Raw genomic sequence first — 15,633 nt, 5'->3', positions numbered from 1 at the left:
TCTTAGGAGGATAAGGTTTTGGGTAAGGGAGACAAACAAAAAGACCGTACACAGTTATCCTTAAGAACAGAAATAAGCAATCAAATGAAAGAATTGAATCGGCTTTTGCTGCAAGTGCTGCGGGTGACGCTGCGTTCAATGGGTCTGACCGGCGAAGCGCCGGCAGCTTCCTGTCTGCCTTTATATGAGCGCTGGCTGGAAGAAAGCATACGTCTTTTAGACGGCGATTTTAAAAGCGGTGAAACGGCCGCGGTGTGGGAAGAGTGGCATAAGAAGAAAAACGAATGGCTGAAAGATCCGGATATGAAAGCGCAGGCTCTGCTGGCGGATACCGTCATTCAAGCTTTGCCTGGCATTTTAACAGGCAAAATAAAAGCCACTGACGTGATGTTTCCCGATTCTTCAATGGAGCTTGTTGAAGGAATCTATAAGCATAACATTCTCGCTGATTATTACAACGATGTGCTGGCAAATGAAGCGTGTATTTATGTGGAAAATGTAATTAAAAACAATCCTGAGGCAAACATCCGTCTGCTGGAGATCGGAGCGGGCACCGGCGGAACGAGCAGCACACTGTTTAAAAAGCTCCGCCCCTATCAAAACCATATTCAGGAATACTGTTATACCGACTTGTCAAAAGCTTTTTTAATGCATGCCGAAAAGGAATACGGCGCGGACAATCCGTATTTGACGTATCAGCTGTTTAATGTGGAGAAGCCTGCGGCGGGCCAGGGATTACATCTGAAAACCTACGATATCGCCATCGCCGCAAACGTGCTGCATGCGACCAAAAATATCCGGAAAACCTTACGTACGGCAAAAGCCGTATTGAAAAAAGACGGTTTGCTGCTTGTTAATGAACTGGGCGGGCATACGCCGTTTACACACGTTACATTCGGCTTATTAGAGGGCTGGTGGCTGTACGAAGATGAGGCGCTGCGGATTCCGGGGTGCCCCGGCCTTTATCCGGAAACATGGAAATCGGTTTTAATGGCTGAAGGCTTTCATTCCATTCAATTTCCGGCTGAAAACGAACGTCTGCACACCCAGCAGATTATCACGGCGAAAAGCAACGGAGTCATCAGGCAGAGCAGGGAAGCTTACACCGCGCAAAAGCGCCAATCAAACGTACCGCGAACATCCTCTGATCGTCAGCTCCCCATCAAACAAGCGGGAGAGGGGCTTTCGGAAAAGACAGCGGCTTTTCTGATAAGGGCTGCGGCAAAAGTATTAAAACTGCCGGCAGAAGAGATAAACCCGCTGGCTCCTCTGGATGAATACGGCATTGACTCTATTCTGATCGTTCAGCTGACGAATGAGCTGCGGGATCTCGTCCCTGATATCAGCAGCACGCTGTTTTTTGAATACCGGACGATAGAAGAGCTTGCCGCATACTTGGCTGAAACGAAGGAGCGCGAACTGCTTGCGCGATTTTCTGAAGAACTCCCTCATACTGAAGCGGTATCATCCGGCTCTTTGCTTGAAAAAAGCACAGAGTATCTGAAACAGATCGTCAGCGTCATCTTAAAGATGCCGATTGAGGACGTTCAAGCCCATACGCCCCTTGAAGAATACGGAATCGATTCCATCTTAATCGTACAGCTGACCAACCGCGTGCGGGAAGACGTCCCTGATATCAGCAGCACATTGTTCTTCGAGTATCCGACAATCGGCGGATTAGCGGAATATCTCGTCAGCTCAAGACAGGAAGATATGGCTGGGATTTTCAAGACAAATAAAGAAGCCGAAAAGGTGCCGCACACTCTACAGAAAAAGCAAAGCCGCAAAAAAAGCGCCGGATTGACGAAGCGCCAAGCGGCATCTTTTTCTGAAAAAGCGCCGCCCGCTTCCGAACCGCCCTCAAAACACCTTGAAGTGGCAATTGTCGGTCTTGCCGGGAAGTACCCCGGAGCTGAAAATGTTAATGAGTTCTGGGAACGGTTAAAGACCGGTGAACACGGAATCACCGAAATTCCGAAAGACCGCTGGGATTGGCGGGACTACTATGATGAGACAAAAGGTAAGGAAGGCCGGATGTATACAAAGTGGGGCGGCTTTTTAACAGATATTGATAAATTTGATCCGCTGTTTTTTAAAATCTCCCCGAAAGAAGCGGAGCGCATGGACCCGCAGGAGAGACTGTTTCTGGAAACCGCTTATGCGGCCCTTGAGGATGCCGGATATACCCCTGATTCACTATGCGCCGGTAAAAAGGTTGGTGTCTTTGCAGGTGTCATGAACGGCAACTATCCGACAGGGGCCCACTACCACTTTATCCCGAACCGCGTATCCTATGTGTTTGATTTTCACGGTCCGAGCATCGCGGTCGATACCGCATGCTCCTCATCCTTAACCGCCATTCATCTCGCCGCAGAAAGCATCAGAACAGGTGCATCTGAATGCGCGATTGCCGGCGGCGTAAACCTGATTACAGATCCGGTTCATTATATCGGACTTTCTTCTATGAGAATGCTGTCGCCGTCAAACGCGTGCAAAGCGTTCGGTGATAAGGCTGACGGGTTTGTTGACGGAGAGGGCGTCGGCTGTATCGTGTTAAAGCCGTTGAAGAAGGCTGTTGAAGATCATGATCATATATACGGTGTCATTAAAGGAAGCGCTCTGAATGCCGGCGGCAAAACGAACGGGTTCACCGTTCCGAACCCGAATGCACAAGGGGAAGTGATCGCAGACGCGATGGAGAGGGCAGGGATTGATCCGAGAGCAATCAGCTATCTGGAAGCCCACGGCACCGGCACTTCCTTGGGAGACCCGATTGAAATCGCGGGGTTAACCAAGGCTTTCCGCCGCTATACGGATGCAAAGCAATTTTGTTCCATCGGTTCTGTTAAATCCAATATCGGACACCTGGAAAGTGCGGCGGGCATTGCTGCGGTCACCAAAATTCTTCTTCAGATGAAACACGGATATCTGGTGCCGTCGCTGCATTCAAAGCAGCTGAACCCGGAAATTGATTTTGAAACTTCTCCTTTTATCGTGCAGCAGGAAACGGCGGAATGGAGACGGCCGGTCATAGAAACTGAAGGAGTAACACGGGAATATCCGAGAATCGCGGGTACATCTTCTTTCGGAGCGGGCGGGGCAAATGCCCACCTGCTTATAGAAGAGTATGAACCGGCTGAAATGACTTCGGCGGACTCCGGCCGTCCGGCGCTTTTTGTTTTATCGGCAAAGGATAAAGACCGCTTGCGAGAGCAGGCTCTGTTGCTGTCGGATGCCGCCGGAAACGGAACAATTACAGATGCAAATCTGCTTGACGCGGCATTTACCCTTCAAGTCGGCAGAGTCCCGATGGAAGAACGGCTGGCGATGACAGCGGACTCTGTTTCTGAATTGGAACAGAAGCTGACTGCTTTTCTGAATAATGCCGGTTCCGTAAGCGGGGTGTTTACGGGCCGGAGTGATAGTGCTGTCACAGAGACGGAAGGCACAGTCGGTGATTGGATGGAAAAACGTCAATTTGACAGTTTTTTGAATGCCTGGGTTCACGGGACGTCCGTCGATTGGGCATCTTTATATAAAGGCGCGCTGCCGCATCGTATCAGTCTGCCGTCTTATCCATTTGCAAAAGAAAGCTACTGGATGAAGCGGGAAGAACCAAAAACAGGAACAACTGAATATGTGCATCCTTTCCTGCATGAAAATACGTCAACCTTGGCGGAGCAAAGCTATCATACATCTTTTACAGGCCGGGAACACGTTTTCCACGATGTGAGAGGGGAGCGGGTTCTGTCGGCAGCCGTTTATTTAGAAATGGCGCTTGCGGCTTATCATCATGCGGCAGACAGCTCTGAAGAAAAAGAGATATGGATCCGAACGGCGGCATGGACTGACCTGATTACCGGCGGACATCACGGTGCGGGCGTCAATCTCTCCCTTCTGTCTGAAGACGAGGAAGGCATCCATTATGAAATATACAGTGACGAAGAGAAGCTGCATCATTATGGAATCATCGGGCAAGGGAACATACAGCCATCCCGCGTGCTTGATATTGCCTCCTTACAAAAAGACTGCCGCCCGCTGTCATTCGATTATGAAACACCAGGCACATCAGGTGTAACGATCAGTAAGGAGTTCCGCACCGTTGAAAAGCTTTATGCGGGAGAAAATGCGGTTTGGGCGAAGCTGGCTCTCACAGATGAAAGCGTCCGTAATCCGGGATATCATCTGCCGCCGGAATTTCTGGACGCAGCTTTTCATGTCCTGGCAAAAACGGAGCCGTCATTCCATATCGTGCCTGAAGCGGTTGAAGAACTGCGCGTCATGCGTCCGTGCTCATCCGGCATGTGGATGTATATGAATAAAAAGAATCAAACCGGCTGTGACATTCAATTTTGTGACGAAACCGGCATTGTCTGCGCAGAAATCAAAGGGGTGAGAATGAGAAAGCCGTCTCAGCAGGATCACGGGCAAGAGGAACAATCCGAGATGATGATATTTGAAGAAATGTGGACGCAGCAGCCTCTGATGAAATCCATTCATGAAGAGCTGAAAACGGTCATCTGTTTTCTTACGGGAGAAGCTTCCAGAAAGCATGCTTATCGGTCTTTACAATCCCTTTATCCGGGAGCCGGCGTGTTTTTTATTTCACAGGGTGAGGAAACTCAAAAGCTTTCAAACACGCATTATCAAATTAAAATCACTGACGGACAAGCATATCAAGAAACGTTTCGGCATATTGAAACGGCTGCAGGCAAAGCGGATGCCGTTTTGTATGGATGGCCGCTTGAAGATGAAAAGGCCGTGAAAGACTATTCCATTCTGTATCATGTGATCCGCGCAGCGGCTTCTTTGCGTTCTAAACCGAGGCGAATCCTTCTTTCCGCTCAGTGCGGGACCGATACCGATATCAGTTACGCCGAGTCATGGATCGGGCTGGAACGGTCGCTGAAACTGATCCTGCCGGAGACGGATACGGCCGCGGTTTATTTTGGACAAAAAGGGCCGTTTGAAAAGCTGATCCGTAACGTATGTGAAGAGCTTCACAGCGAGTCGTTCCGCAGTGTCATGTACAGTGGGGAAATCCGTCACGTCATGGAAATGAAGCAGACGGATATTGCCCATGTCGAGAAGCGTGTGATAAAAAGCGGAAAAACGTACTTGATTACCGGCGGATGCGGAGGTTTAGGCTTATTATTCGCCGGATATTTTGCTGAAAAAGGACCGGTTACGCTCATTTTGACGGGGAGATCAGCGGCAGGCGGCCCGGTGATGAACAAGATAAAGAGATTGGAAGAATCAGGCGCCAAGGTGTTTTACGTGCAGGCGGATGCCGCAGATCAGGCTCAGATGGAGAAAGGTTTGCAAGAAGCGAAAGAGAAAGGATGCGGGCCGATTCACGGTGTCATTCACGCTGCAGGTCTTCAAGGCACTGAAAGCATTCTGGAGAAAGATCTGCAAACCTTTCAGCAAGTCTTATCGCCAAAAGCGGACGGCACAGCGGTGTTAGATCAGGTTCTGTCACGGGAGCCGCTTGACTTCTTCTGTTGTTTCTCTTCTTCTTCAGCGATTTTAGGAGACTTCGGTTCTTGTGACTACGCAATGGGGAACCGCTTCCAAATGGCTTTTGTCCGTCACCGGGATAAACTTGTGAGCCTCGGACTCAGAAGCGGCAAGTCACTTGCAATCAATTGGCCGCTTTGGAAAGAAGGGGGGATGCATGTCGGCACGGCGGAAAGCACCGATATGTATTTAAAATCCAGCGGACAGCGTTATTTATACACAGAGGAAGGACTCGAAGCTTTTGAAACATTGTTGGTCCAGCCGTCCAGCCAGTATCTCGTCCTGGCCGGTTTTCCGTCGAGGGCCAAACGCTTCCTGCAGATAGATCAAGGCGAACGGCCGAATTCGGGTTCTGTAAACAGGAACGTCCCGTTTTCAGGAAGGCGGAGTGAAATGAAAGGCTTTACACTGGAAGAATGCGTAAGCTGGGATGTGAAGGAACTGGCGGCGGGGCTTTTGAAAATAGACAAGAACAGACTGACGGATGCTGACAATCTGGCTGATTTCGGCTTTGATTCTATCAGTTTGGCGGAATTCGCCTCTTCTTTGTCCGCTCACTACGGAATTGAAGTGACCCCGGCCCTGTTTTTCGGACATTCCACACTGGAGAAGGTCGTCCGCTATTTTCTGACGGAACACAAGTCCGTCATGGAGCATGTCTATGAAGAAAAGAAACCTGAATCCGCAGATCAATCTGTCTTTGAAAAGACAGAAACGGAAAAGCGAAAGAAGCAGAGGGGAAGAAATAAGCTGAACGCCGGAACCGAGGGCAGTCAGGCAGCTGATTCCATTGCCATTATCGGCATGAGCGGCCGCTTTCCTCAGGCGCGCACGGCGGACGAGCTGTGGGACATTCTGTTTCAGGAAAAGGACGTTGTCGCACCGGTCGCAAAAAAAGGCTTCACAAGTTCAAAATGGAAACTCGGCGCTGTACCGGGGGCGGACGAATTCGACCCTTTATTTTTTGAAATATCGCCGAGGGAAGCTGAAACGATGGATCCGAAGCAGCGGCTTCTTCTACAGGAAGCGTGGAGGGCCCTTGAGGACGCCGGCTACGGCGCCAGTCACATCAGGCAGCAGACGATCGGTATGTTTGTGGGTGCGGAAGAAGGAGATTATCACCTTTTAACACGGGACAAAGGCAATGTCACGTCTCATCATAACGGTATTTTGGCGGCGCGGCTGGCTTATCACTTGAATTTATCAGGTCCTGTGATGGCGATAAATACAGCATGTTCTTCGGGGCTCGTTTCTGTCCATCAGGCGGTATTAAGCCTGCAGAATAAAGAGTGCACAACAGCTGTTGCGGCCGGGGTGAATATCATGAATACCCCGGACTTTTTTGAAACGATAGATAAAGCCGGAATGCTGTCGGAAAACGGGAAATGCTTCGCGTTTGATAAAAGTGCTGACGGCATGGTTCCCGGGGAAGCGGCCGCGGCGGTTGTTCTGAAGCCGCTGAGAGAGGCGGAAGAAGATGGTGATCCGATTTACGGGGTGATTCGGGCTAGCGGCATCAATTATGACGGGAAAACAAACGGAATTACCGCTCCGAGCGGCGTCGCGCAGACCCGGCTGCTTACTTCCGTTTATGACCGGGGCCGTATCAACCCTGAAGATATCGAATATATCGTCACACACGGCACGGGGACAAAACTCGGTGATCCGGTGGAAATTAACGCGCTTTATGACGCATTTTCTGCCTATACAAACGAAGAAGCATTTTGCGCGCTCACATCAATTAAAACCAATATCGGCCACACGTTTGCCGCGTCAGGCATTGTCAGTTTGATCAGTCTTTTACAGGCATTCTCCCGTGAAATGATTCCCGCCAGTCTGCATTGCAGCGGGGAAAACCGCTATATCAACTGGGAGAAGAGTCCTTTTTATGTGAATAAAACGGGTAAACCGTGGCCATCTCTGCCGGGTAAAAACCGAATGGGGGCAGTCAGCGCATTCGGGATGAGCGGAACAAACGCCCATGTCGTTATGGAAAGCTATAAGCGCAGCGCTTCACCTCATCCGGATGCCCCTGCTTATTTACTGACTTTATCAGCAAAAACAAAGGAGGCCCTTCAGGAAAAAATCGAAGATATGATCACTTGGGCGGAAAATGGCGGACTGAAAGAAAATGATCTAGCCCAGCTCAGCTATACGTTGCTAAAAGGACGGCATCACTTTAACCATCGCGCCGCCATCGTGATTCAAGATGCTGATGACGCAGCGTATGTATGGAAGCAGGCAAAGCTTAATGAACATCATCCTTATGTGTTTTCGGGAAAAGTACCGCAGCACTTTGCAGGCCGACAGCATATTCAGGAGCACATAATAGAAGTGCTCGGCAAGTGCAGCGCCTCATATTCTGACCATAGAAAATATCAGGAACTGTTATGCGTGCTGGCAGATTTTTATTGTCAAGGTTATGAAATCGAAGGGGACTTGCTTTATGGCGGACCTTTGCCGCGAATCGGCAATCTGCCGGGCTACCCGTTTGCAAGGCAGACGTATTGGGCGTCCGATCGTCTTCAGGGAGAGCTTGAAAGCCGGAATTCAGCTGAAGGTGAAAAGCTTCACCCGCTGCTCCATGCGAATACATCGACCTTTACCGCCCAGCGCTTTACTTCTGTTTTTTCAGGGCATGAACCGTTTTTTGCTGATCACATCGTCAATGGAAAACCGGTGCTTCCGGGCGCGGCTGCTTTAGAAATGGCCCGGGCCGCCGTTACGCTTGCTGCTGAGGACTTGCCGGGCGGGAAAGCGGGTGTCCGGCTCAAACAGATCGTTTGGCTCCGTCCGGTGACGGTGCTTTCTGAGGGAGTGACGCTTCATGTAAAGCTTCAGCCGGAAGAAAACGGAGACATTGCTTTTGAAGCGTATGCCGAAGGGGAAGAGCCGCTTGTCTTTTTCCAGGGAAAGGCCGTGCTCGAAGAGACGGAGCGTGCTCCTGTACTCGATGTGGAAGCGGTTCAGACGCGCTGCGGCGGCCGGCGCATGTCAAAGGCTGAGTGCTATGAAGCATTCGACAGTCTCGGCATCACCTACGGACCGTCTCATCAGGCGCTTGACGCCGTCTATGCCGGAAGCGGAGAAGTGCTCGCGAAGCTCACTCTTCCGCCGTCCGCCCGCGAAGAAAAGGAGCCGTTCATCCTGCATCCGAGCATGCTGGACGCCGCCCTTCAGGCTTCTATCGGTCTCGTGCTCTCAGACGGTTCCGCGTCCGGACGGCCGTTTCTGCCGTTTGCCCTCCGGGATATGCAGGTGTTTTCTGCGTGCCGTGAGACGATGTGGGCGGTGCTTTCCTCAGCGGACGGCGCCTATCATATTGAGCTGTGTGATGAAAACGGCGAGGTATGTGTCCGATTGACGGGGCTCACCGCCCGTTTTCTGGAAGAGGAAACGGAGGGAAAACCGCTCTTGCTTCAGCCAAAGTGGCAGGAATCACCGCCGGATGAAGGCGGCGGACAAGAAGAGTCTTTCAGATACGTGACGCTGTATGGCGGAATGAACGCTGAGGAGATAAGCGGCGCCGTATGTGCGGCTGACGGCGAAGGTCCGATTGAAGACCGTTATGACGCCTGCGCGGCGGAGCTGTCAGCGATCGTCAAGCGTCTTATCAAAGAAAAACAGAAGAAAAAAACGCTGATCCAGCTTCTTGTCCCCGACAGGGGGGAAGACAATGTATTGGCGGGGCTGGCCGCTTTTCTGAAAACGGCTCACCTTGAACATCCGAAGCTGTACGGCCAAGTCATCCAAGCCGATCCGGACGAGCCAGCATCATCGCTTCTTGCCAAGCTGAAAGAAAACCGGGCGCACCCTGAACAAGCGGAAATCCGTTATGAAGCCGGCAAACGTCTCGTCAGAAACTGGCGTCACCTGCCTGCGCCTCAAAGCGGCGCCGTTCCGTGGAAAGACGAAGGGGTTTACCTCCTTACCGGGGGAGCGGGCGGCATCGGCCTGATTTTAGCTGAAGAAATAGCCTCCCGCGTCAAAAACGCCGTCCTCGTATTAACGGGAAGGGTGGAAGCGCTAGATGAAGACCGCTCCGCCCGCTTACGGCGCTTGGAAGCGACGGGCGCCCGCGTATTGTATCAACCGGTTGACGTGACAGACAGGGCGGCGGTTATCGCCCTCGTCCGCGGCATACAGGAGGAGCACGGAACACTCGACGGGATCATTCACGGCGCCGGCGTGATCGCCGACAACTACATTCTGAACCAGACAGAAAACGAACGGAAGGCCGTCATGGCGCCGAAAGTGAAAGGGCTTATCAATCTTGATGAAGCAGCGAAAGATATGCGGCTGGACTTTTTCATTCTGTTTTCTTCCTTGGCGGGAGGCATGGGAAATCCGGGGCAGGCCGGTTATGCGGCAGCCAACGCATTTATGGACGTATATGCAGCCCGCCGAAACCGTCTCGTGCGGGACAACAAGCGGAGCGGGCAGACCCTGTCCGTCAACTGGCCGCTTTGGGAAGAAGGCGGTATGCGTGTGGACAAAGAGACAGAACGGCTGATGTATGAACAGACCGGAATGAAAGCCATGCGATCGGCATCAGGCATCCAGGCGCTTTATGCCGCTTTTGCCTCCGGAGCACACCAGGTCATGGTGGCAGAAGGCGACGAGAAACGGATTCGCAGCCATATTTTCGATCTGGGCGAAGAACAAAGCGCCGCCGGACAAGCTCCGGCAGAGACAGATGCAACAGATCTGAAAGATCGGGTTCAAGAGAAACTAAAGAGGCATGTATCAGATCTTTTAAAGGTAAGCATGAAAGATATTGAGGCTGACAGCGAACTGACGGAATACGGATTTGATTCGATCATCTTCACTGAATTTACAAATCTATTAAATCGGTCTTATCAGCTTGAGCTCAGCCCGACTATCTTCTTTGAATTTCCGACATTGCGCAAACTGAGCGGCCATTTGATATCTGAATGGAAAGAAGCATTCAGCGGCTTAGAAAGAGAGCGTTTTAAAACCGCTCCAAAAGCCGGAAAAAGAAAAGCTGAAACTCCGGCGGCCGTTCATGTCAAACGGGAAACGCCCGTATCCGTAAAAGGAAAATCAGAAGAAAAAACCGAACCGATAGCCATTATCGGAATCAGCGGTATTTTTCCGCAAGCGAAAGACATAGATGAATTCTGGACACGTTTATCAAAAGGAGAGCATTGCATCACAGAAATTCCCCGGGATCGCTGGGATTGGCGCGAATATGACGGCGATCCGGCAGCGGCTGCAAATAAAACGTCAATTAAATGGGGCGGTTTTATAGATGGAATCGCCGGGTTTGACCCGCTGTTTTTCGGGATATCTCCGAAAGAAGCTGAAATGATGGATCCTCAGCAGCGTCTATTAATGATGTATGTGTGGAAAGCCATTGAAGACGCGGGGTACTCAGCAAAACGGATTGCCGGAACAAAAACCGGCATTTTCACCGGCACATTGGGAAGCGGATATCAAACCTTAATCAATAAGGCGGGTCTTCCTGTCGAGGGGTATACGATGACCGGAATCGTGCCGTCCGTCGGACCGAACCGGATGAGTTATTTTCTTGATATCCACGGGCCGAGCGAGCCGGTAGAAACCGCTTGTTCAAGCTCTTTAGTCGCCATTCACCGCGCGGTAAAAGCCATTGAAACGGGAGATTGTGATATGGCGGTCGCAGGGGGCGTCAACACGATCGTCACGCCTGAAGGCCATATCGGTTTTCAAAAAGCAGGCATGCTCAGTGAAGACGGACGCTGCAAAACATTTTCTGATCAGGCTGACGGTTATGTCAGAGGAGAGGGTGCCGGCATGATTGTCTTGAAAAAGCTTTCAGAGGCTGAGCATGACAGGGATCACATCTACGGCCTCATCCGCGGTACAGCGGAAAATCACGGCGGACGCTCAGCGTCACTTACCGCGCCGAATCCGCAGGCTCAGACGGATGTGCTGAAAAGCGCTTATCAAAAAGCCGGTATTCACCCGTCAACGATCACTTATATAGAAGCGCACGGAACAGGTACGGCGCTCGGAGATCCGATTGAAATCAATGCATTGAAAAAAGCTTTCCAAACAGACGGGGCTCCGGGCGGATATTGCGGGATAGGCTCAGTGAAGACAAATATCGGACATTTGGAGCTCGCAGCAGGCATTGCGGGCGTTATCAAAGTATTGATGCAGCTGAAACATCGGACGCTCGCCAAAAGTCTGCATTGCGAGAACATCAATCCCCATATCAAATTGAAGGACAGCCCGTTTTACATTGTGACAGAAACAAAGGAGTGGGAAGCGCTGCGTGATGAAAACGGCCGGGTCCTGCCCCGCCGGGCGGGTGTAAGCTCATTCGGTTTCGGAGGCGTCAATGCGCATATCGTTATTGAAGAATACATGGGCAAAAGTGAAACGGAACAGCCGGAAACCCGTGAGAAAGCGTCATCTCTTTTTGTTTTGTCGGCTAAAAATGAAGAGCGGCTGAAAGAAAGAGCGCGTCTCCTTCGGGATTTTATCCAAAACGGATCATCCCGCCATATCGATCTTGCAGATGTTGCATACACACTGCAGACCGGACGGGACGCAATGGAAGCGAGGCTGGGAATCATTGCAGGCTCCGCAGAGGAACTGACTGAAAAACTGAACGCGTTTCTGATGGGAAAAAACAGCGAAGATATCATCAGCGGGCGCAAAAAACGCGAGAATAACACGACCTCCATGTTCTCAGACGATGAAGACGCTGCTGACCTCGTCAGCGCCTGGATTGAGAAAAAGAAATACAAGAAAGTGCTGCGGCTCTGGGTAAACGGATTTGACACAGATTGGGAGCAGCTGTATACGGACAGTAAGCCGCGCCGCATCAGCCTGCCCTCCTATCCGTTCAGAGCCGACCGCTATTGGGTGCCGAAACGGGAGCAGCTGCCGCTTTCGAATCAAAAAACAGTAGTATTGCAGAAAACATGGGAGCCTTGCGAGGCAGTGTCTTCATCCGAGCCATTCAGCAAAATAGCGCTCATCGTCTCCGAGGATACAAAAGACCTTGCCGCCGAGGTGAAAAAACAGCTGAACGATGCTGACATTGTGCAGGAAAATCAGCTCATCTCTTTCTTACAGGATCCGAATGCGGCCATCTATTCCGGGTTTATTGACTTCACCGGCTGCGGTTCCCGGCAAAAGCGGCAGGACATCAGCTGGGTGGCATCGCTGCAGCAGCTGATTGAATACGGCCGCGGACAAGAAAACATGAAAATGCTTTATCTTACAAAAGGCCTTGAATCCTTCAAAAATAAGGCGGCCACTATGCATGGTATTGAAAAAGCGGGGCTTTATCGCATGCTGCGGCATGAATACAGCCATATTCTCACCTGTCACGCCGATATTGATCCTGAAAAGCCGCTGGAGCAGACAGCCGCTTTTATTAAACAAGAAATTGAATCAGACTTAACGGAATCTGCTGTTTGCTACAGGGACGGCATGCGCTTCAGCTATGTTCTTCGGCAGACTGATCAGATTGAACCAGAAGCCGTGCAAACAGACCGGACTGTGTTTCCAAAAGACGCCGTCCTGATGATAACCGGAGGAACGCGCGGACTCGGCGCTTTATGCGCCAAGCATTTCGTTTCCGCATACGGTGTGAAGAAACTGCTTCTGACAGGCAGAAAGGAGCTGCCGCCGAAAACCGAGTGGGATCTTGAGCAAACAGACCCTGTCGTTTCGGAAAAAATACAGCTTATCCGAAAGCTGGAATCACAAGGCGTAAAAGTGTGCGTCTCAGCAGTTGATCTGACGGATAAGCAGGCCGTCGGACGGCTTATAAAAGAGGTAACCACAACGCTCGGACCTGTCGGAGGCATTTTGCATTGCGCGGGAATTGCGGACCGTGAAAACCCTGCTTTTCTCCGCAAATCCAAAGACAGTATCGCGCGGGTGCTCGCACCGAAAGCAGACGGCCTTCACAGTCTGTATGAGAGTGTAAAGGATGATGCGCCGGCATTTTTCGTCCTGTTTTCATCTGTCTCGGCAGCCGTCCCGATTCTTGCGGCGGGTCAGAGCGATTATGCGATGGCAAATTCTTATATCGACTATTTTGCAGAAAACAATGAGAGCGGCATCATGAGCATACAATGGCCGGCATGGGATGAGACGGGCATGAGCAGGGATACAAAAAGCGGGGTGTATCAGCAAACGGGATTGCTGCGGCACTCTGACGCGGAAGGTCTCAAGATGCTTGATTACATTTTAAGAGAAAGACCCGGAGCTGTCGTGCTGCCGGCACAAGTGAAACATGATTGGGACATCAAAGCGCTTGAAAACGCCAAGCCAGCCGCCCATAAAGGAATGAGAACAGCTTCCAAACCTCCTGAAACAAAAAAACGGGTCCATAACCGGATTGATATTAAATCTTGGCTGAAGACGCTTTTGGCAAAAGAGCTGAGTATCGATGAAACGCATATGGATATCGATGTGCCTTTTCAGGAATACGGAATGGATTCTATCTTTCTGGCGCAAGTGCTGACAAAGATCGATCAAAAACTGCCGTCCGTTTCAATTGATCCGACTGTCCTTCTGGAACACCCTACCATAGAACAGCTCGCGGATTATTTAGCCGCACATTGTCCGGAAGCTTTTTCGGCAGATGCAACGGTTCCCGCGGAGAAGGTCCCTTTGCAGAAGACGCCGAAACAGAGCAAAAAAACGGCAGATAAGCCAGGGAAACGGGGAAAGGTTGCGATCATCGGCATGGCCTGTCATTTTCCGAAAGCGGGGGATATAAAAGAATTTTGGAAGAATCTCCGCAGCGGAACGGATGCCGTCACTGAAGTTCCGCCGGACAGATGGAACGCTGGGGAACACTATCAGCCGGGTGAATATCAAGAAGGAAAAAGCATCAGTAAATGGGGCGGTTTTATTCACGATATTGATCATTTTGACCCGGAGTATTTTAATATTTCAGAAACGCTGGCACCGATGATAGACCCGCTGCAAAGGCAGTGGCTCGAAGTGAGCGCGGAAGCTTTGGCCGATGCGGGTTATCAAAAAGAGGATCTCTGGGGCCGCCGTATCGGCGTTTTTGCCGGTGCAAGGGCAGGTGCGTTTCATCAGAAATTTCAATATTTGCAAAAAGACGCGATTATTGGCGCGGGGCAAAATTTTATTACCGCACATATGGCGCACATTTATAACTTTACAGGGCCCAACCTGGTCGTAGATACGGCCTGCTCCAGTTCGCTTACGGCAATTCATTTGGCTGTGCAGGCTATTCAAAATGGAGAAGCGGAGGCGGCCTTTGCGGGCGGGGTTGACATTTTGCTTGATGAAAAACCTTTTCTCACAATGAGCGCGGCGAGAATCTTATCGCCAAATGGCCGTTCAAAATCTTTCGATGCCGATGCGGACGGAACAGGAATCGGAGAGGGCTGCGGTGTGCTGATGCTGAAGCCGCTCGAAAAAGCGATAGAAGACGAAGATAAAATATACGGCGTTATTGACGGCTCTGCGATAAATAATGACGGCAGCACAATGGGGGTGACGACGCCGAATCCCCGGGCGCAGCAGGACTTGATTGAGCAGGCGGTTCAATCAGCGGAAATCGAGCCGGACACCATGACATACGTAGAGACTCACGGAACCGGTACTTTGATCGGCGACCCGATTGAATTAAAAGGATTAACCAATGTCTTGTCTGCTTATTCCGATGAAAAACAATTTTGCGGTGTAGGGAGCGTCAAAAGCAATATCGGCCACTTGCTGAGTGCGGCGGGCGCGGCGGGAATCATCAAAGTTTTGCTGGCGATTGCCAGTGAAGAACTCCCGCCGACTTTGCATTGCCATAAACCGAACCCCCGCTTTCAATTTCATGATTCGCCGCTTTATCCTGTGCTTGAGCTGAAGCGGTGGGACGGAAAAAAAGAGATACTCAGGGCCGGGGTCAGCGCGTTCGGTTTGGGCGGGAATAACGCCCATATCATTGTCAGCAACGAAGGAATTCCGAAAGAACGAAAAGCGACCATGGAACCGAAAGGCGGTCAGACAGTATACCGAAAACAGCGGTATTGGCCTGAAAAAGCACAGTTGTCCGAAGCGGAAGAAAATGAGGCGGGCACAGAAGCAATGTTTGAAATAAGCGAGGTGTGATAG

The 15,633-nt window shown here is 50.9% G+C and carries 1 protein-coding gene; it reads left to right on the top strand.

The features are described from left to right. The first annotated feature begins 18 nt into the window (after window positions 1–18). Window positions 19–15,630: an SDR family NAD(P)-dependent oxidoreductase gene (locus ACWJJ5_RS15910; protein WP_454022522.1), complete on the top strand. Its 15,612-nt coding sequence runs from the start codon at window positions 19–21 to the stop codon at window positions 15,628–15,630. Window positions 15,631–15,633: the final 3 nt, after the last annotated feature.

Source organism: Bacillus sp. JK74 (genome assembly GCF_053663395.1).
The sequence above is the reverse complement of the archived record's forward strand: the minus strand, read 5'-3'. Positions and strand labels throughout refer to the sequence as shown.